At 58.8% G+C, this 17,019-nt stretch carries 17 protein-coding genes and 1 pseudogene; 14 read left to right on the top strand and 4 right to left on the bottom strand.

The genetic code is table 11. From position 1 onward, the window contains the following. Positions 1-7 precede the first annotated feature (7 nt). The 4 genes and pseudogenes from HMPREF9163_RS09345 to HMPREF9163_RS09355 all read left to right on the top strand — a co-directional run bounded on the left by HMPREF9163_RS09345 (position 8) and on the right by HMPREF9163_RS09355 (position 2,279). Positions 8-1,321 carry an S-layer homology domain-containing protein gene (locus HMPREF9163_RS09345; RefSeq protein ID WP_037346784.1) on the top strand — a complete coding sequence of 438 codons (1,314 nt, stop codon included), beginning with the start codon at positions 8-10 and terminating at the stop codon, positions 1,319-1,321. Positions 1,322-1,442: 121 nt separating this feature from the next. Beyond that, positions 1,443-1,697 (top strand): type II toxin-antitoxin system Phd/YefM family antitoxin, encoded by a 255-nt coding sequence (locus HMPREF9163_RS09350; protein ID WP_037346787.1) that lies wholly within the window; start codon positions 1,443-1,445, stop codon positions 1,695-1,697. After that, positions 1,697-1,855, top strand: a pseudogene (locus HMPREF9163_RS12565) (Txe/YoeB family addiction module toxin); the annotation flags it as partial. The gene HMPREF9163_RS09350 and the pseudogene HMPREF9163_RS12565, both read left to right, overlap by 1 nt. Before the next feature lie 154 nt (positions 1,856-2,009). Continuing rightward, a complete protein-coding gene (locus HMPREF9163_RS09355; protein WP_009441524.1) occupies positions 2,010-2,279 on the top strand; it encodes a GNAT family N-acetyltransferase in 270 nt (89 codons plus the stop codon). 2 nt (positions 2,280-2,281) lie between these two features. Here HMPREF9163_RS09355 and HMPREF9163_RS09360 read toward each other — a convergent pair whose 3' ends face one another. Together HMPREF9163_RS09360 and HMPREF9163_RS09365 are read right to left on the bottom strand one after the other, a co-directional pair. Next, positions 2,282-2,872, bottom strand: coding sequence for a flavin reductase (locus HMPREF9163_RS09360; RefSeq protein WP_037346844.1), 591 nt, complete (start codon positions 2,870-2,872; stop codon positions 2,282-2,284). A gap of 243 nt (positions 2,873-3,115) precedes the next feature. After that, positions 3,116-3,550 (bottom strand): flavodoxin, encoded by a 435-nt coding sequence (locus HMPREF9163_RS09365; RefSeq protein WP_009441526.1) that lies wholly within the window; start codon positions 3,548-3,550, stop codon positions 3,116-3,118. 159 nt (positions 3,551-3,709) lie between these two features. On the opposite strand from HMPREF9163_RS09365, the gene HMPREF9163_RS09370 reads away from it, so the two are divergent. From HMPREF9163_RS09370 to HMPREF9163_RS09405, 8 genes are all read left to right on the top strand, one after another. Continuing rightward, positions 3,710-6,346, top strand: coding sequence for a heavy metal translocating P-type ATPase (locus tag HMPREF9163_RS09370; protein ID WP_009441527.1), 2,637 nt, complete (start codon positions 3,710-3,712; stop codon positions 6,344-6,346). Between the two features lie 47 nt (positions 6,347-6,393). Beyond that, entirely contained in the window at positions 6,394-6,897 is a 504-nt protein-coding gene (locus HMPREF9163_RS09375) for a hypothetical protein (protein WP_009441528.1), read from the top strand. Between the two features lie 300 nt (positions 6,898-7,197). Then, positions 7,198-7,938, top strand: coding sequence for an AzlC family ABC transporter permease (locus HMPREF9163_RS09380; RefSeq protein WP_009441530.1), 741 nt, complete (start codon positions 7,198-7,200; stop codon positions 7,936-7,938). Next, positions 7,931-8,242 (top strand): AzlD domain-containing protein, encoded by a 312-nt coding sequence (locus tag HMPREF9163_RS09385; protein WP_009441531.1) that lies wholly within the window; start codon positions 7,931-7,933, stop codon positions 8,240-8,242. Before HMPREF9163_RS09380 ends, HMPREF9163_RS09385 begins: the two co-directional genes overlap by 8 nt. Positions 8,243-8,324: 82 nt before the next feature. Continuing rightward, on the top strand, positions 8,325-9,425 hold the full coding sequence (locus tag HMPREF9163_RS09390; RefSeq protein ID WP_037346790.1) for a DUF4178 domain-containing protein: 1,101 nt from the start codon (positions 8,325-8,327) through the stop codon (positions 9,423-9,425). A gap of 45 nt (positions 9,426-9,470) precedes the next feature. Next, positions 9,471-9,902: a DUF350 domain-containing protein gene (locus tag HMPREF9163_RS09395; protein ID WP_037346792.1), complete on the top strand. Its 432-nt coding sequence runs from the start codon at positions 9,471-9,473 to the stop codon at positions 9,900-9,902. An 11-nt stretch (positions 9,903-9,913) separates the two neighbouring features. After that, the gene (locus HMPREF9163_RS09400) at positions 9,914-10,477 is read left to right on the top strand and encodes a hypothetical protein (RefSeq protein ID WP_009441534.1); all 564 of its coding nucleotides are present in this window, start codon (positions 9,914-9,916) and stop codon (positions 10,475-10,477) included. A 2-nt stretch (positions 10,478-10,479) separates the two neighbouring features. After that, complete coding sequence (locus HMPREF9163_RS09405) at positions 10,480-11,781, top strand: glutathionylspermidine synthase family protein (RefSeq protein ID WP_037346794.1); 1,302 nt, start codon at positions 10,480-10,482, stop codon at positions 11,779-11,781. Between the two features lie 328 nt (positions 11,782-12,109). Here HMPREF9163_RS09405 and panF read toward each other — a convergent pair whose 3' ends face one another. Both panF and HMPREF9163_RS09415 read right to left on the bottom strand, forming a co-directional pair. Then, the gene (gene panF / locus HMPREF9163_RS09410) at positions 12,110-13,561 is read right to left on the bottom strand and encodes a sodium/pantothenate symporter (RefSeq protein WP_009441536.1); all 1,452 of its coding nucleotides are present in this window, start codon (positions 13,559-13,561) and stop codon (positions 12,110-12,112) included. Then, complete coding sequence (locus tag HMPREF9163_RS09415) at positions 13,558-13,818, bottom strand: DUF997 family protein (RefSeq protein WP_009441538.1); 261 nt, start codon at positions 13,816-13,818, stop codon at positions 13,558-13,560. Before HMPREF9163_RS09415 ends, panF begins: the two co-directional genes overlap by 4 nt. Positions 13,819-14,112: 294 nt before the next feature. Here HMPREF9163_RS09415 and HMPREF9163_RS09420 point away from each other — a divergent pair, with 294 nt between their 5' ends. Further along, positions 14,113-16,086 carry a methyl-accepting chemotaxis protein gene (locus HMPREF9163_RS09420; protein ID WP_037346796.1) on the top strand — a complete coding sequence of 658 codons (1,974 nt, stop codon included), beginning with the start codon at positions 14,113-14,115 and terminating at the stop codon, positions 16,084-16,086. An 84-nt stretch (positions 16,087-16,170) separates the two neighbouring features. Beyond that, positions 16,171-16,923: a phosphatase gene (locus tag HMPREF9163_RS09425; protein WP_009441541.1), complete on the top strand. Its 753-nt coding sequence runs from the start codon at positions 16,171-16,173 to the stop codon at positions 16,921-16,923. Positions 16,924-17,019 lie beyond the last annotated feature (96 nt).

The following is a 17,019-nucleotide window of genomic DNA, read 5'->3' on the forward strand; positions in this document are numbered from 1 at the left end:
ATTCCCCATGAAGAAAACTCTGGTATCCGCGCTCGCGGCGGCATTCGTCGTCGGTGCGGCAGGAACGACGTTCGCAGCGGCAAATCCGTTCAGCGATGTGCCGCGCGACCACTGGGCGTATGACGCTGTCACGCAGCTCGCCGCCGACGGCGTGGTTGAGGGCTACGGTGACGGCACGTATCGCGGCGACCGCAATATCACGCGCTACGAGATGGCGCAGATGGTTGCAAAGGCGATGGCAAAGGGCGATATGTCCGCATCGGACAAGGCACTCGTCGATCGTCTCGCAGCGGAGTTCGCGGATGAGCTGAACAACCTCGGCGTACGCGTGTCAAACCTCGAAAAGCACGCCGATATGGTGAAGTGGAACGGCGTGCTCGAATACACCTACACGAGTTCCCGCTTTGATCACCCATATCGGGACGAGAGTGGAAAAGGCCGCAAGAAGGCCAACTCGGACAACCTGCTCTTCCGGCTTGAGCCGACGGCAGAGGTCAACGACCACTGGTCGGTACACGCGCGTCTGGATGCCGAGACCAAGATGAACAAGGATGCCGCATGGGACACCGATAAGGACGAGGCCTCCTCGGACGACAAAGTATCGCTCAAACGCGCATGGGCAGAGGGCAACTACACGAACTTCAACGTGAAGCTCGGTAAGATGGAAATGCTCTCGGCAGAGGCGTATGCAAAGCCGGGCGCGATTATTTTCGACCGCGAGTTCTCGGGTGCAGAGGTCACCTTCGGCAAGGACGTCCAGTTCAAGCTGCAGGCAGGGCGTATGAGCAGCGATGAACTCCAGAGGGATAAGGCGGCAAACTATCAGGGTGCAGAGCTCCAGTACAACGGACGCTTTACGGCGGGTGTCGGCTACTATCGCCTCAAGGCGGAGGATTTCGACGCGCTGCTTAAGGACAAGAAGCAGACCATGCAGATCTGGGGTGTAAATGCCGCCTATCGCTTCGACAAGAACAGCTTCCTCTCGGCGGCGTATGCACACAGCAAGGACTTCAAGATGGGATCCATGCCCAACAAGTCCTATCAGGTCACCTACGAGTACAAGGGTGCGGAGCCGGACGACAAGGGCTCGTGGGGAGCATACGTCTCCTATCGTCAGCTTTCCGGTGCATCCGTTGCACCGACGGGAGACGGAGCAATGGAGGGAACGCGCGGCATCGAGCTTGGCACGGAGTACACGCTCTTCCCGAACGTCGTTCTCTCGGCGAAGTACTTCCACGGCAAGGATCTCTATGCGCCTGTGGTAGGATCGGACAAAGACAAGGCTTCGAAACTCTTCGGCCGCGTCGAGTTCTTCTTCTGATTCCCCTATTTTCACACACAGATACCGCAGATCTCGGTCTGTGGTATTTTTGTATACATACATATCGTTGACGCACGCAAAAGCGTGCAATATAATGAAAGCATGGAAAGGAGGAGCGTATATGACTGCGATCAACGCCACTGCAGCACGTCGGAATCTCTATCAGCTCATCTCAGAGGTAAACGAGAACCGCAGCCCTGTCATCATCACGAACACACGCGGCAAGAACGCGGTTCTGCTCTCCGAGGAGGACTGGAACGCTGTACAGAAAACGCTCTATCTGAACGCCATCCCCAGCATGACCGCGAGCATTCTCGCCGCTGACAACGAACCGCTCGATGCCTGTGCGACGTATGACACAGACGAGGCGTGGTGATGTACCTCATTAAGTTCAGCAAACAGACGGAAAAGGATACGCCACGCCTCAAGGCCGCGGGACTTGAGACAAAGGCAAAGTCACTGCTGAATCTCATGCAGGACAACCCATTTCAGAACCCGCCGCCATACGAAAAACTCGTTGGCAATCTGAGCGGGAATCTTTCGCGGCGTATCAACATCCAACATCGACTGGTATATGCGTGCTGGAAAACATCGAGGGCTATGCTGCGCCGACAGGAGAGCTCTACGACGGCATCATTCTCGTCAAACGGATGTGGACGCATTACGAATAGACAAAGGAGGAATCACCATGCAGATTCGATACGAAGTCGAACACGGCCGCAGCGCGGCGTATGACGGAGAGAACCGCGTCGGCATCGCGGAGTTCGAGGATGCGGACGGACGTTGGGTCATCACCCACACAGAGGTCGATCCCGCCTACGGAGGACAGGGCATCGCCCGCCGCCTCATCGAGGAGATCATCGCCGAGGCGCGCCGTACGGGGAAGAAGATCGTCCCCGTCTGCTCCTATGCAGAGAAGATGATGACGGGCAAAGAGGAGTACCGCGACGTACTGTAATCTCAGTGCTCGCTGAACCCGAAATTCAGTCCGATCCGCTCACCCGTCGTCGTATATTCTTTGAATTTGTAGATGAGCGGGTGCCACTTCGCCGTGTCGATTCGCCCGTCGCGCAGCAGTTCGTCCGAGACAAAGATCGCCGTGATCCGGCAGACAGCGACGGCAAACCAATCCTTGGGCGTGATGCTCTCCACGACGGTCTCGATATGGATGGGACACTCCGCGACACGCACCGTCCGCACCGTCTCGCCGGGCAGCCTCGTGAGGCCGGCGGCGGCAAATTTATCCGGGCAATAGGTATAGCCAAGTTCTTTTTTCACACCGACGGGCTCTTTGAGACCCGTCGTTTTTTCTATGTGCTTCAGCTGTTCATAGAGCGTGCCGTCCGGCACACTGAACGTCGCCTCCGCTCCCTCTTCCAGATTTTGAAAGCCTTTATTCCCCTGGCCTATGCCGATCACCATCGTATTGCCAAGCGTCCATGACGAGGACAACGGCGTCAGATCGTCTGCGCCGGTCGCGCGATCCTTCGTTGTCATGAAAAACACGGGAAACCCGTAGTAAAACCCCAATCGTTCAATTCTCTGATGCATCATATGCCCCTTTCCGTCAACAACTCTGTTTTCAGCATACCACCTGCGTCAAGCCTTCGTACAGAAAAAGAGCATTGTACGAAGAGAAAAACTTCGTACAATGCTCCTTCTTCGTCCCCCTTCTACCGCTTGCACGGTCCCTTCCCCGTCAAACGGGGGAGGCTTCGGTGAACGGCAGATCAGGTTTCCCTGTCTACGGGGGACGTAGAGCAGTCCCGTTCTCCTTCATCAATCCGTGCAGTCTCAGCCGACCGCCTTTGCCATCGCCTCACCGAGTGCCGTGCACGCAGCGAGTGCATCGTCATCCGGCTCGAGCTCGCAGGTCACACCGTCCGCGACCATTGTGCCGCCCGCCGCATTGACGCGCTCCGTCCACGTGTCCATGAACGCGCCGCCGCCCCAGCCGTATGAGCCGAACAGCCCGACCTTCACGTCCTTCAGATGGTTCTCCGCCTCGACGAAGAACGGCTCGAACTCGCCCTCGTCGAGCTCCTCCGTACCGCAGGCGGGGCAGCCCATAAGGATCCCGTCGTAGTCCGCGATGCGGTCAGCGGAGAAGTCGCCGACGCGGATGAGCTCGCCCTCCGCGCTGCCCTTCGCAATCCCTTCCATGACCGCGTTCGCCATCGCCTCGGTATTGCCCGAGCCGCTCCAAAATACAACTGCAATCTTTGCCATGTAAAAACCTCCTTTGGGATTATATTCACTTACTTTTACGATGATAACATTTCTCAGGCTCTCATGCAATCCATTTTGAATTTTTTTCTCATTACAACTAACTATTGACAGGAATGTTATACTGTAACAAAATGTCTTTCAAATATAGAAAGGTATGATATGCAAAAAGAAACATTCAACGTGACGGGCATGACCTGCTCGGCGTGTTCGGCGCGGGTGGAACGCGCCGTAAATAAGATGGAGGGAACGGCGGAGGTCTCCGTCAATCTCCTGACGAATACGATGACGCTCGCCTATGATGCAGCAGTCACAAGTCCCGCCGCGATCATCGCCGTGGTCGAGGACGCAGGGTACGGCGCGAGCGTGAAGGGCAGGGATGGCATACAGGCAGCCCCGCAGAGTGGAAGCGCAGCGGATGCGGGGGCGGATGCCGCAGAGAGGGCGACGCGTGCCATGCGGTTGCGGCTTCTCACGTCCATTCTCTTCCTCCTGCCGACGATGTATCTTGCGATGAGCCCGATGCTCGCGATGTGGGGCGTGCCCTACGCGGCGGGATTCCAGGAAATTTTCTGGGGTGCGGAGAATGCGCTGACGTTCGCACTCGCGCAGTTCATGCTCGTTCTCCCAATCATGTATGTGAATCGTCCATACTATGTCAATGGATTCCGTAATCTCCTGCACGGTGCGCCGAATATGGATACGCTCGTCGGGATCGGCTCGATGGCATCCGCGCTGTTCGGCGTGTTCGCGATGTTCCGCATGAGCTGGGGGCTGGGGCACGGCGATCTCGCGCTCGCAGCGGAGTACAGCACGAACCTCTATTTCGAGTCGGCGGGTATGATCGTAACGCTTATCACAGTCGGTAAATATCTCGAAGCGCGGGCGAAGGGGCAGACGACGGGCGCACTCCGCGCCCTCATGCAGCTTGCACCCGCCGAGGCGACGGTCGTGCGCGGCGGTGTGGAGCAGGTCGTGCCTGTGGCGACGCTCGTCCTCGGCGATACGGTCATCGTGCGTCCCGGTGCACGCATCCCCGTGGACGGAACGGTGACGGACGGTGCGACGAGCATCGACGAATCCGCCGTGACGGGCGAATCCATGCCCGTTCCGAAAACGGAGGGCGATTCCGTGACCTCGGGCACGCTGAACGTCGAGGGGACGATTCGCTTCATCGCAACGCGGGTCGGTGAGGATACGACGATCCGTCAGCTCATCCGTCTGGTGGATGATGCGAGCGGGTCCAAGGCTCCGATCGCCCGTCTTGCCGACCGCGTCTCGGCGGTCTTTGTCCCCGTCGTGATTGCGATTGCCCTCATGGCAGGCGCGATCTGGCTCATGATGGGCGCGACGGTGGAATTTGCGTTTTCCATCACGATCTCGATTCTCGTCATCTCCTGCCCGTGTGCCCTCGGGCTTGCGACGCCGGTCGCCATCATGGTCGGTACGGGGCGCGGTGCGGCGCACGGCATTCTCATCAAGTCGGGGGAGGCACTCGAGACGGCGGGGAACATCAGCATGGTGCTGATGGACAAGACGGGCACACTCACCGAGGGACGCCCGCAGCTCGTCGGCATCCGTCCCGTCGGGATGGATGCCGACGCACTTGTCGCACTGGCGGCCGCGCTTGAGCAGGGCAGCGAGCACCCGATTGCAGGAGCGATTACGGGCTATGCTGCGGAGAAGGGACTGACCGTCCCCGCTGCTGCGGATTTCGCGGCGGTGTTCGGCAAGGGGGTGCGTGCGCGTGTGGCGGGCGTGGACTGTGCGGCGGGCAATGCGGCACTCCTCGCAGAGCTCGGCATCCCGCTCGCGGACGCGGTTGAGACGGCGCGGGCGGAGATGGCAGAGCGCGGCGAGACGGCACTCATCGTCGTGCGTTCAGGACGCATCGTCGGGCTCCTCGGTGTGCGCGATGCGGAGAAGCCGACGAGTGCGGCGGCGGTCGCGCAGATGAAGGCGATGAACCTCATGCCCGTCATGCTGACAGGCGACGATGAGCGCACGGCACGAGCGATTGCCGCGCGGCTCGGCATCACGGAAGTGATTGCGGGCGTTCTCCCTGCGGACAAACGCGCCCATGTAGAGCGTCTGCAGCGCGAGGGGCACCGCGTCGCCATGATCGGTGACGGTGTGAACGATGCGCCTGCACTCGTGGCGGCGGATCTCGGCATCGCCATCGGCGCGGGCACGGATGTCGCCATCGACAGCGCAGACGCGGTGCTCGTGCGGAGCGACCTCCTCGATGCTGTGAGCGCGATCCGTCTGTCGCGCAGCGTCATGACCAACATCAAGCAGAACCTCTTTTGGGCATTTTTCTACAATGTCATCGGCATTCCGCTCGCGGCGGGCGTGCTCTACCCCGCCTTTGGCATCAAGCTCTCACCCATGATCGGCGCGGCGGCGATGAGCCTGTCGAGCGTCTGCGTCGTACTGAACGCGCTGCGTCTGCGCCTGTTCGCCATCGAACACGCACCTGCAACGGAGATGGCGCACACGCGCCATGAGGTCACGGTCAGCCCCATCGCCTTCGCGGTGGATGACATACATGAAGAAACGGCGGATACTGCCGCCGCACAGGGAAAGGAAGATTTTACCATGGAAAAGACCATCAATGTCAAGGGCATGACCTGCCCGCACTGCGTCAAGCACGTCACGAAGGCACTCAGCGGTATGGACGGAATCTCGGATGTCACCGTCAACCTCGAAGCAGGTACGGCGACCTTCACCGCCGCCCGCGACATCCCCGACACAGAACTTGCCGCCGTCCTCGACGACGCGGGCTACGAGATGGGCTGAATTTATCAGTGCTTCCTATATCATTGTGGAAGGAAAGGTGATGCCCTATGAAAAAAATGATTCCGCTCGTTCTCGCCGCATTTGCCCTCATCGTTTGCACTCCGCCGAGTACAGCTCTGGCAAAGCCGTTTCCGATCTACGACTATTTGCAGAAGATCGAGAATACGGACTGGATCGTCGCCGAGACGCTGCGATGGACACCTGAGTCGGGCGCGAACCTCAAGGGGTACTATGTGTTTCGCGATGCGGATGTCCGCGTTGTCACCGTGGGCGGACGCAGGATCATTCAGCTGCCTGTCCATATCCTGCGCGGGAAGAATCTGAAGCATTTCAGCACCTTCCTCTTTTCGGTCGACCCCAAAAATCAGCTTTGGGGCATAGGCAACCCGATCAAATGGGAGCAAATTGAAGATTTTGCGCCACAGCACAAGCCCTTTGATCCCGTAACGCAGAAATGGGCGGTGAACCTCTCCGGCATGGCACAGATGGTCATGCAGCATGTCAAGTTCGACCGTCCCGATCTCTATCAGCAGCTTGATGTGACGTGGTAATGTTCTCCATACAGCGGGAAACGTCCATGTATGCGCATGGACGTTTTTCTATGCACTAAAGGAAGCACTGATAAATTCAGCACCGCCGTCTTAGCACATCTTTTTCGCCCTGCCATCGTCGACAAATCCTCCACATAGCTTTGGCTATGCGTCCGGTTTGCCTCCTTGTTCGGACAAAAAATCTGCACCAATCCGACGGACTTCATTTTATCAGCGATTCCCTAAAGAAAAGTATCCTCACATAGATTTACAAAATGACAGATTTATTCTACAATAAGAAAACCAATCTGTGAGGTGACGATGATGGAGGAAAGACTTGACACATCGCGACGCTCGGTGTTTATGGCTGGCGTACACGATGGCGTGCCGATTGCGCTCGGCTATTTCGTCGTGGCGTTCACGCTCGGTATTCTCGCGAAGACGGCGGGGCTGACCCCGTGGCAGGGCTTCGTGACGAGTGCGGTCAACATCGCCTCGGCGGGCGAGTACGCGGGCTTCACCGTGATTGCGGCACAGGCACCCTACCTTGAGATCGCCGTGCTGACGCTCGTTGCAAATGCACGCTACTTCCTCATGGCGGCGGCACTGACGCAGCGGTTCGCACCCGAGACATCGCTCCTCCATCGGCTCGCCGTGAGCTTCGGCGTGACGGATGAGATCTTCGGCATCACGGTCGCGCGCGGCGGAGCCGTGAGTCCCTACTACAACTACGGTGCAATGGCGATCTCCGTGCCCGCGTGGGCGGCAGGCACGTCGGCGGGCATCCTCGCGGGCGGCATCCTCCCCTCCGCCGTTGTCTCCGCACTCTCGGTCGCCCTCTACGGGATGTTCGTCTGGGTCGTCCTCCCCGCCGCGAAGCGGAGCCGCCCCATCGGCGGCATGGTGCTGGCGAGCTGTGTTCTCTCGCTTGCGGCAACCTATGCACCCGTCACGAGCGAGCTCTCGGGCGGCACGCGCACGATCCTCCTCACGCTCCTGATCGCCGGGGTCGGTGCGGCGCTCTTCCCCGTCCACGAGGAAGAGGAGGCAGAACATGAATGACATCTGGCTCTACATCGCGGTCATGAGCGCGGTGACACTTGCGATTCGTCTGACCCCCGCCCTCCTCCTGCGGCGCGAGATCAAGAATGTATTTGTCCGCTCCTTCCTCTTCTACGTTCCCTATGTGACGCTTGCCGTCATGACCTTCCCTGCCATTGTAGAGGCGACCCGCACCCCCGTCGCGGGCGCGGCGGCATTCGTCTTTGCCCTCTATCTCGCATGGAACGGCGCGAGCCTCTTTCGCTGTGCGGCGGGGGCATCCGTGATGGTGCTGATCGTGGAGGGAATTGTGTTTTCGCTGTAAAAAAGAGCTGCGCGCGCGGCTCTTTTTCTATGTCATAAGGTTTTAAGAATCGACTGATAAAATGAAAATTGGAGGTGAATGCATGGATTTCGACTGCTGGACAAGTCTCAAAATCGGAGAAGCATCCTACATCATCGCAGAAAAGATCCGCTACAAGGAGAAAACATCAGATGATGTATGGACAGAGTATGGACTTATCACAGATAAAAGTGATGTACGTCTCTGGCTGAGCATCGCAGACGATGGACTATCGTGCAGCCTCTCCTCCCCTGTGGGAAACAAAATGCCGAAGGGCTACCGTCTCCATGACAGCGGCACAGAGGTCGTAACGGGTGTATGGGGCGATACGGATGCCTCCGTCGGCGATGAGACGGAATACGAACAGTATGAAAGTGCAGACGGCAACGCAACCTTCTTTGTCGAACATTGGAACGGCAGGCGCAGCAGCTCCGCGGGACGAAAGATCTCCGCCGCTGTCATCGTCGCAGACACGGATGTCGGTGCGCGGCAGAGAGCACGAGCGGTGTATCTGCGCTCGGGGCTGCGCGATTTAGCCGTCCATGCGGGCTCAGGTCTGGCTGCCGTCGGCATCGTCCTTTTCTTCCTATCCGGCGTGCCCGACTTCGACACGCGGGACTGGCATGATTTCCGTCGCTTCGTCAGCATGCCCTATGCGCTGCATGAGCGGCTCTCAGATGCCCCCTACTACAAGGAGGGGGCTGCGGAGAACGGTACACGGCTCTATGCGGCGCAGATCGACGACGGTACGGCTGCCCTCGACCTCATCGAGGGGGTGGACGGTATGGTGCAGGATGCCTTTATCGAAAAGGCCGCTGCGGATGCCCCGCTCGTGATTCGCACACAACAGGAGACTGCACGCATTACGAGCGCAGCGGACGGCACAACGCACATCATCCTCACGGAGACAACGCCCGACCTCACACCTGCTGCCGAAAAACTGGAACGCGGCTACGTCCTCATGCGTTATGCCGAGCTTGTACGCACGGGCGATCAGCGCGGGCGTGCCGGCGTGGTGCTGCAGGAAAGTCCGAGGGTCGACACTCCCTCTGCCGCACCTGCGGATAGAGCGGCAACGGCAGCAGCACCCCCTACGGCTTCGCCCGCACCGACCACCTCCGCGAGCGAGGAGACACCGCGCCGAATGCGCCATCTTGCACACTGACTGCGCCGCTCTACGGGCAATGATATGAAAGACAGGAGAACCCACATGATTGATCTGTCCACCCTGATGCTTACCGTATTCTATGCCGCATTCGGCATTCTGCTCATGGTTGTATCCAACATCGTGATCGACCTCTTCATCCCCGGCGATTTCGCCGCCGAGATTCGGCGCGGCAACCGCGCGGTCGCATGGCTGTCGGCGGGCTCGTTCATCGGCATCGGTGAGATCCTGCGTGCTGTCATCATGTCTCCCACTTACGAAGCGTTGACGGCGGACTTCGTGCAGGGGGTTGTCGCAAGTGCCGTCTACGCAGCTGTCGGCATCCTCTGCTTCATCGTCGGTTTTTTCATTATCAACGCGTGGCACCGCAAATATGAGCTTGCCGCCGAGATTCAGCGCGGCAATACGGCGGCGGGCATCTTCGTGTTCGGGATCTTTGTCGGGCTATCGCTCGTCATCAGCGGCGCGGTGCATTGAGGTGATTCTGCATGGAAAACATAGGGCGCAAGGCCGCCATCCTCGCCGCCGCATTTGCCTCCGTCGGAGCACTTGGCGCGGCATACGTCTATCGCCATGACATCGCTTTTTCCATCGCTGATGCCGTGCATCCCGAGTGGAATGCGGGCGAGGCGCGGCTTGCGGATGCCTATGACCGCCGCTATACTCTTCTCAACAACGGCGACGGTACGGAGACCGCACTCTATGACGACAGTACTGCCGTCACCTTTCGCCACGACGGCGCGGGCGACCTCGTCTGGCTCTACGGCACGGCGAGCCTCCTCGCCCCCCTCGCACCGAACTACTTCGCCTTTCACGGATTTTCCTACGCAGGCGGCACGATGGACCTCGCGCACATGACCTACCGCGCAAACGCGCCGCTCTCGCCGCTGCCCAAAAAATATACCGCATCCGGCACGGGCGCACATACACATGTAGTAAATCACGGCTATGCGGGGCGCAATTACAACGAAAAGAAAAGTGAGAAGTCGGGCGAGGTCAGCCGCAGATCCGGCTTCGGGCAGGCGGGCATCCGCTCCTCGGGAGGTTCGTGACAGTGAGCAATACGCACAGAGAGAACTACATTGACCTGCTCGATCCCGCAATTTTCACCTATATCCAATACGGTGACTATGCTGACCGCTACCCCACACATACGGTGCAGGAGTTCCCACAGGCATTCTACGATGAGATGCGCACGGCATCGGCAGGGTTGTTTCGTATCTTCTGCAAGGCAGCACAGGTGCTGCAAAACGCTCCCGACGACTTTGCGCGTGCGATGGATCTGCCACGCGAACTGCTTCCCTATCTGCGCATCCCGAATGCGTTCGGACTGCCGACGTGGCTCTCGCGCTTTGACTTTGTCCTCGACGAGAAAGGGCATATCCGCATGGTCGAGATCAATGCGGATACGCCCTGTTTTATTGTAGAATCCTTCTATGCCAATGGGGTTGCGGCAGCGTACCATGGCCGACGTGACCCGAACGCGGGGGCACGGGCGCAGCTGCGGGATTTCCTCACGCACATCCACAATAAGCTTGCTGCACCCATCGCCGATCTAAAGCGACAAACGCTCACGCACCGCCCCTTCGTATTCAGCTGCTTTGACGACTATCCCGAGGATCTGGCAACGACGCGCTTCCTCATGGAGCAGATGCAGGAGGGGGTTCCGCATGGCGATATCCGCTTTCTCTCGTTCTACGAGATGGAGATTGACGATGAGGGTATCCCTCTCATAGACAGCAGATATGCGACAGCACTCTATCGACTGCATCCGATGGAGATATTGATTGATGAGTGCACAGCGGACGGTGAACCGCTCGGTGCGATATTTCTGGATTTATATAAGGAAGGAAAATTTGCATTGATGAATCCGCCCGAGGCGATTCTCCTGCAAAACAAGTCCTTTATGGCACTCGTCTATGCACTCGCGCGGACGGAGCAGTTCCTAACTGCCGAGGAGTGTGCGCTTGTTCGCCGCTATCTCGTCCCCTCGTATTTCGAGGAGGATTTTGCCGCGCTCATGGACGGCACATACATCCGCAAGGAGATCTGGGGGCGCGAGGGGAAGAACGTCCGTCTGGTCGAAAAGCAGGGCGACCTCGCGAAAACCGTGCATGAGAAGCAGCCCGACAACGCGGACGAGATCATCTGCCGCGAGAGCCGCGCGGCGATGTATCAGGACTTCATCCGTCAGCCGCGCTTCGTCCATACGGTTGATTCGGGGACAATCGAGGGATGTCTGACCCTCTCGTGCTTCATGCTCTTTGACACGCCCTCCGCTGTGGGCGCACGCTTCTCCCCCGCCGCGATCGCGGGCACAGAGGCGTACTTTTTGCCGCTTGTCGTCGCGGAATAATGGGCAAAAGAAAAACGGAACAGGCTTTTTGCCTATTCCGTTCATCGAAACTTTGTGCTATAATGTACTTAAGTGACTGACAAGGTTCGGCCTCCCTCAGGGGAGGTGATGCATGTGACGCTTTATGAAAAGCTGTCGCTTCTAGTTGCAGTGCTCACACTCATAACTAGCATCATTTTCAATCTGCTACACTTGTAAGCAGAAAAAAGAACCGTACGCGGTTACGCCGGCTCCTTCTTCAAGTACCAAAATACTAGGGAGAGACCGACGTCACTACTCGTCAGTCACTCTTTTTGTGTCTTTATTATATCGTTACAACAAAAGATTGTCAAGCGCGCTCTCTGCTCCGCTCCCAATAGCTTCCCGCGAGGAAGAGGACGAGCGAGGCGGTGATGCCCACGGCGATGGGGTGCAGTCCGAGCGGCTTGAATCCTGCCGCCATCGCGGCGCAGTAGATGAGCGTGCCGCCGCCCATTGCGGCGAGTGCGCCCGTGCGCCGCGCCCATGTGGTAAAGAGCCCAAAGACGAGCACCCAGAAGAACGCCGTCTCAAGCCCGCCAAACGCGAACATATTGATGAGCCAGATGAGCGACGGCGGTGCAATGGCAAGCACGAACACGATGATGCCGAGCGTGGCGGTGACCCCCATCGAGAGCTGGCGCAGCGTCTTTTCCTCGACGCACTTGCCGCGTTGCTGCTGATGGTGGAGGTAGACATCCTTTACCACCGCCGACGAGGCGACGATAAGCACGCCCGAGATGGTGGAGATCGACGCCGCCAAGGGGCCGATGATGGCAAATCCGAGGAGTTCTGGGGGCATGACCTGTGCCATGAGCTGTGGGATGACACTGTCCACACCACCGAGTGCCTTTGCATCGACACCGAGCACCCCACGTCCGAGGACTCCGACGAGGTTCACGGCGATGTTCATAAAGGCGATGACGACCGTGCCAATAATCATGGCGCGGTGCATATCGCGGCTGCTCCGATAGCTGATGCCGCGCACAACCGACTGCGGCAGGGCAATCGTGAGTGCCCCAACGAGCAGCCACTGTGAGATGTAGAGGGAGATGGGCATACGTCCCGCTGCCGTCGGTGTCAGCATCTCGGGATGTGCCGCACGCAGATTCGCCAGAATCGCTGCAAGACCGCCGCCCGCCTCAAGTACATAGTAAAACAGCAGGACGATGCCGAGCATCATGACAATCGCACAGCAGGTATCTGTCAGTGCAACGGCACGAAATCCTCCTATCGACGTATAGACAACAACCACAATACCAAACAGCACCAGACCGAGCTCATAGCTGTAGCCCGTGACGGCGGCAAAGAGCTGCGCCCCGCCGACGAATTGTGCGACCATCGACGCGGCAAAGAAAATCACGATGGCGAATGCCGCGAGTGCCGCAAGAGCGTCCGACTGATAGCGGTGACGGATGATATCGACAATGGTGACAGCGTGGATGCGCCGCGCCAGACGTGCGACCTTCTTGCCGAAGATGCCGAGCACGAGGAAGATCGTCATGGTCTGGATGACCGCCATGTAGATCCAGCCAAAGCCGATCTCGTACGCCATACCCGGCCCGCCGACAAACGAGCTGACCGAGCTGTAGGTCGCGACCATCGTCATCGCGAGCACGAACGCGCCGAGCGTCTGCCCGCCGACGAAGTAGCCCGAGAGGAAGCCGCCCGCGTGACTTTGCCGCCGCACATAGATGCCGAGCGCGAGCATTGCCGCCATGAAGCCGAGGAGCGGCAGGAGCACCATGAGATTCCCATTCATCGTGCCGCCCCCTCTCCGCATTCATCGAGGGGGACGTCCTCCGCTGCAAATGCCAGATAGACGGCGAGCACAGCCCCCACGGCGAGCACGCCGACACTCGACGTAACCGCCCAGAGTGGGAATCCCGCGACGGTCACATCGACCTCTGCAAGACCGAAGCCAAGCACCGTCCAGAGGGCGGCAAAGAGAATACCTGCGGCAGCGGTACGCCTCGCCTCGCGAGCGATGGCGTCCGCCGCCTTTTTTTCATCGTGCATGATGAACCTCCTATACAGTTGTGCCGTCGGAGGCTCTCACTCTCCGCAGCATCCCGAGCGCTGCCGGCACATCGGCGACACTCTCACAAATACCGCCCTATCCTACCACACCTTTGAGATATGCGCAATCGTTCTTTATTCAAAATTTTCTTTGTTCAGCCGATCCATTAGTCATATATACGGCCTTCAACGGTCATAGATTTTTGGTTTAAAATGATAAAACTCCTTGATTCTGCCCTAAAAAAAGTATAAAATTGAAGATATCTATTAAATATATGAAAGGGAGGAAGAATTTTGGGAATTAAACAAAAATTGTTGCTGATGGGCGTACTCATGGCACTGCTCGTCGTGGCGATCTGCGGCATCGGCTACTACAAGGCACAAAGTACCCTCACGGAGAGCATCTCAGGAGAAGTTGAGGCACGCCTCGACGCGGAGGCAAACGATCTCAACACATGGCTTGCACAAAAGGAGCAGCAGGCGGTCAGTGCTGCGAATCTGCTCGAGGCATATGACGGCAATCCTGTCATGATGGATCGCGAGATGATGAGTCTCGCCTCCAACGACAAGGAGGTACTTGATCTCGCGAACGGTGCGGAAGACGGACGCTTCATCAGCTGGACGGACGGTGACATCTCCGACACCGACCCGCGCGGCCGCGATTGGTACAAGCAGGCGAAGGCAGCAGGCAAGCCGCTCTTCACCGAAGTCTATCAGGACGCCATCTCGAAGAAGATGATCGTCTCTGTCGCTGTTCCATACTATGGGAAGGACGGCGCATTCACCGGCGCGATCTGCTCCGACATCACACTCGATACGCTCGGGGAGCGCGTTACGCATCTGAAATACCACGGGCAGGGAGAGGGCATCATCATTGACCCGAACGGCCTCATCATTGCCTCTACCGAGGGAATGGCAATGCACAAGGCAGAGGAGAACCCCGTGCTCAAGGAGCGCCTGCCCGAGATGCGCGAGAAAAAGAACGGCTACTTCGCGATGGAAAAGGACGGCGAGGAGCAGATCATCGCCTATGCGACGGTTCCCTCCACCGGCTGGATTGTCGCTGTCGCCGTACCTGAGAGCGTCGCCTTTGCGCAGCTCGCAAGCCTCAAGACGACCTACAGCGTGCTGAGCCTCATCGGTATCCTGCTCGTGGCGGGCATCATCTTTGCACTCCTGCGCTTTGCTACGACCATCACGGGGACGACCGGACGTCTCATGCACCACGTCGATGCCCTCGCCAAGGGCGATCTCGGCCTCGACGACCTGCCGGTCACCTCGCAGGATGAGCTTGGGCAGCTTGCCGCGAACTTCAACACGATGATGAAGAACATTCGCAACGTCATCCGCCAGGTCGCGGGCACCGCCGAGCAGCTTGCCGCCGCCTCTGAGCAGCTCACGGCGGGGGCGCATCAGACCGCCGAGGCGGCGACCGAGATCGCGGGGACCGTCAGCGCCGTCGCCGACGGCACGGATCGTCAGCTCGAGAGCCTCGCGGGCGCGAAGAAGAACATCGGCATCGTCTCGGGCGACATCGAGCGTGTCACGCACGAGGCGGAGCGCGTCGCGGGCAGCTCGACCGCGACCGCCGAGGCCGCCGAAAAGGGCGAGAGCCTCATGAACGACGCCATGGCAAAGATGAACGGCATCGAGCAGAGCGTCCTGCGCTCCGCCGAGGTCGTCGAGAAACTCGGCGAGAGCTCCAAGCAGATCGGCGAGATCGTCGAGACCATCTCCGCCATCGCCGACCAGACCAACCTCCTCGCCCTCAACGCCGCCATCGAAGCAGCGCGTGCGGGTGAGACGGGACGCGGTTTCGCCGTCGTCGCCGAGGAGGTCCGAAAGCTCGCCGAACAGTCGCGTGAGGCGGCCGACCAGATCAAGGAGCGCATCGCGGGCGTCCAGCGCGACACCGCACAGGCAGTTGCCGCCATGCAGAGCGGCACGAGCGAAGTGCAGGCGGGCACGGCTGCCATCCGCGAGGTCGGCACACAGTTCGAGAACATCACGCGCATGGTCGACGAGATGAAGGAGCAGATCGCGAACATCAACAAGTCCATGCAGACCGTCACACATGGCACGGAGCTGATTATCCAGTCCGCCACCACAGTGGGTGAGATTACGGAGAAAACGGCGGAGAATATGCAGAGCATCTCCTCCTCGTCCGAGTCGCAGTCCGCATCGAGCGAGGAGATCGCCTCCGCATCCCAGTCGCTCGCAACGCTTGCGACCGACCTCCAGAACACAACAAACAAGTTCAAGCTCTGAGCATAAATGAGATGTGGGGCTGCTGCACGAAGACATTTTCTTCTTCGTGCAGCAGCTTCATTTGATTTTGAGGAAAGGATCCCCATGACCGACATCATCGACATCCACACGCACAGCATCGCCAGTATGCACGCCTACAGCACGATCCGTGAGATCGCGACGATGGCAAAGGAGAAGGGGCTCGCTCTCGTCGGCATCTCCGACCATGCGCCCGCGCTGCCCGGCACGTTTCACGAGATGTACTTTCGCAACTTCAAGGTCATCCGCCCCGCCGCCTACGGCATCGACATCATCATGGGCGCGGAGCTGAACATCATGGACTACGAGGGCGGCGTCGATCTGCCCGAGCGCGTCCTGCAAAAAATGCACTATGCCATCGCAAGCCTGCACGATGTCGTGATTGCGCCCGGCACGCAGGAGGAGAATACATGCGCCCTCCTCGGTGCAATGGCAAATCCCTACGTCACGGTCATCGGACACCCCGACAACCCCGCCTACCCCGTGGACTTCGATGCGCTTGCCCGTGCCGCTGCCGCAGAGCACGTCCTCATCGAGGCAAACAACGCCTCGCACAACCCGGACGGCCCGCGCAAGGGCTCGGAACTCCTCGCACGGGATCTCCTTGCCGCCTGTCGCCGTCACGGTGCACACATCCTCATCGGCAGCGACGCTCACATCGACATCGATGTCGGCGAGCACAGTCATACGCACGCCATTCTCGCGGACATTGATTTCCCCGAGGAACTCGTGCTGAACAGCGATCCCGCCCGCCTCGAGGCATGGATTGCAGAGCGTCACGCACGAAACGGCGTACATTCCTTAAATTATTTTTCTTAATTGTTTTCTTTTTATAGTTATTTATATATATTTATCGTTATTTATTTTATGAATACAAAGAAGCTGCCTCCGCCGATTTATTTTCGGCGGAGGCAG

Origin of the sequence: Selenomonas sp. oral taxon 138 str. F0429, from assembly GCF_000318175.2 — a bacterium.
GTDB classification, from domain to species: domain Bacteria; phylum Bacillota; class Negativicutes; order Selenomonadales; family Selenomonadaceae; genus Centipeda; species Centipeda timonae.